The following is a 1,737-nucleotide window of genomic DNA, read 5'->3' as shown; positions in this document are numbered from 1 at the left end:
TGTTCGTCCAGGGCGCCGTCTGGAACATCGACTCCTTCGACCAGTGGGGCGTCGAACTCGGCAAGGTCCTCGCCAAGCGCATCGAACCCGCCCTCGCCGACGGCACGGACGTGCCCGGTCTCGACCCTTCCACCACCGCCCTCGTGGCCACCTACCGCTCTCTCGGGAAGAAGTGAACTGATATGCAGCTCGGACTCATCGGTCTCGGCAAGATGGGCGGCAACATGCGGGAGCGGATACGCCTCGCCGGCCACACCGTCGTCGGCTACGACCGCAACCCTGACCTCGCCGACGTCAACAGCCTCGCCGAACTCGTGGGCAAGCTCGAAGGCCCGCGGGTGGTCTGGGTGATGGTGCCGGCCGGCGCCCCCACCCAGACCGTCATCGACGAGCTCGGCGACCTGCTGGAGCCCGGCGACACGGTGGTGGACGGCGGCAACTCCCGCTGGACCGACGACGAGAAGCACGCCGAGGAGCTGGCGGCCAAGGGCATCGGCTTCGTCGACGCCGGTGTCTCCGGCGGCGTGTGGGGTCTCAAGAACGGCTACGCGCTGATGGTCGGCGGCGACGCCGAGAACATAGCCAAGGTGCAGCCGGTCTTCGACGCGCTCAAGCCGGAGGGCGACTTCGGCTTCGTGCACGCCGGCAAGGTCGGCGCGGGCCACTTCTCCAAGATGGTCCACAACGGCATCGAGTACGCCATGATGCAGGCCTACGCCGAGGGCTGGGAGCTGCTGGAGAAGGTCGACTCGGTCACCGACGTGCGCGAGGTGTTCCGCTCCTGGCAGGAGGGCACCGTCATCCGCTCCTGGCTGCTCGACCTCGCGGTCAACGCCCTGGACGGCGACGAGCACCTGGACAAGCTGCGCGGCCACGCCGACGACTCCGGCGAGGGCCGCTGGACGGTCGAGGCGGCCATCGACAACGCCGTCCCGCTGCCCGCCATCACGGCGTCCCTCTTCGCGCGCTTCGCGTCCCGCCAGGACGACTCGCCGCAGATGAAGATGATCGCGGCCCTGCGGAACCAGTTCGGCGGCCACGCCGTCGAGTCGGCGAAGTAGTCCGGGCCATGGGCGACCTCGTCCTGGTCCGCCACGGCGAGACCGAGTGGAGCCTGACGGGACAGCACACCAGCTGGACCGACCTGCCGCTCACCGGGCACGGTGAGGAACAGGCCAAGTCCCTGGCCCCGTTCTTCGCCGGGCGCTCCTTCGCCCGGGTCCTCACCAGCCCGCTCGGCCGCGCGGTCCGCACGGCCGGGCTCGCGGGTCTGTCCGACGCGCGGATCGAACCCGATCTGCACGAGTGGGACTACGGCGGCTACGAGGGCGTCACCACCCGCGCCATCCACCGGGAGCGGCCGGACTGGGTGCTGTGGACCGACGGGGTGCCGCCGGGTCCCGACGGCCATCCCGGTGAGTCCCCGAGCGAAGTGGGCGCGCGCGCCGACCGGGTGCTGGCCCGCGTCGACGCGGCGCTGCGCGAGGAGGCCGGTGACGTGGTGCTGGTGGCGCACGCGCACTTCCTGCGGGTCCTGACGGCCCGCCGGCTCGGCCTTCCGGCCGGGTCGGGGCGGCTGTTCCAGCTCGCGACCGGCACCGTGAGCCGGCTCTCCACCGAGCACGGCGATCCGGTGATCGCGACCTGGAACGAGCCCGGACCCCCTGTCGTGGTCGGCTAGTTCCTCCGTCGTCACCAGGTCGAAAGGGGCCGCCTGGTCCGCCCGTTCGGGCGGAC

The 1,737-nt window shown here is 71.3% G+C and carries 2 protein-coding genes and 1 pseudogene; all 3 read left to right on the top strand.

Annotation, left to right across the window (positions count from 1 at the left end):
- A pseudogene (locus AB0C62_RS42135) lies at positions 1 to 176 on the top strand (glucose-6-phosphate isomerase); the annotation flags it as partial.
- Positions 177 to 182: 6 nt separating this feature from the next.
- Complete coding sequence (gene gnd / locus AB0C62_RS42130) at positions 183 to 1,061, top strand: phosphogluconate dehydrogenase (NAD(+)-dependent, decarboxylating) (RefSeq protein WP_081220310.1); 879 nt, start codon at positions 183 to 185, stop codon at positions 1,059 to 1,061.
- Between the two features lie 8 nt (positions 1,062 to 1,069).
- Entirely contained in the window at positions 1,070 to 1,681 is a 612-nt protein-coding gene (locus AB0C62_RS42125) for a histidine phosphatase family protein (RefSeq protein ID WP_362982610.1), read from the top strand.
- Positions 1,682 to 1,737: the final 56 nt, after the last annotated feature.

This window comes from Streptomyces sp. NPDC048643 (assembly GCF_040650615.1).
Lineage (GTDB): Bacteria > Actinomycetota > Actinomycetes > Streptomycetales > Streptomycetaceae > Streptomyces.
This window is presented reverse-complemented; position numbering and strand designations above follow the sequence as displayed.

Coding starts and splice junctions, on each gene's coding strand:
- gnd (WP_081220310.1), top strand. CDS start 183: ATGCAGCTCGGACTCATCGGTCTCGGCAAGATGGGCGGCAACATGCGG.
- AB0C62_RS42125 (WP_362982610.1), top strand. CDS start 1,070: ATGGGCGACCTCGTCCTGGTCCGCCACGGCGAGACCGAGTGGAGCCTG.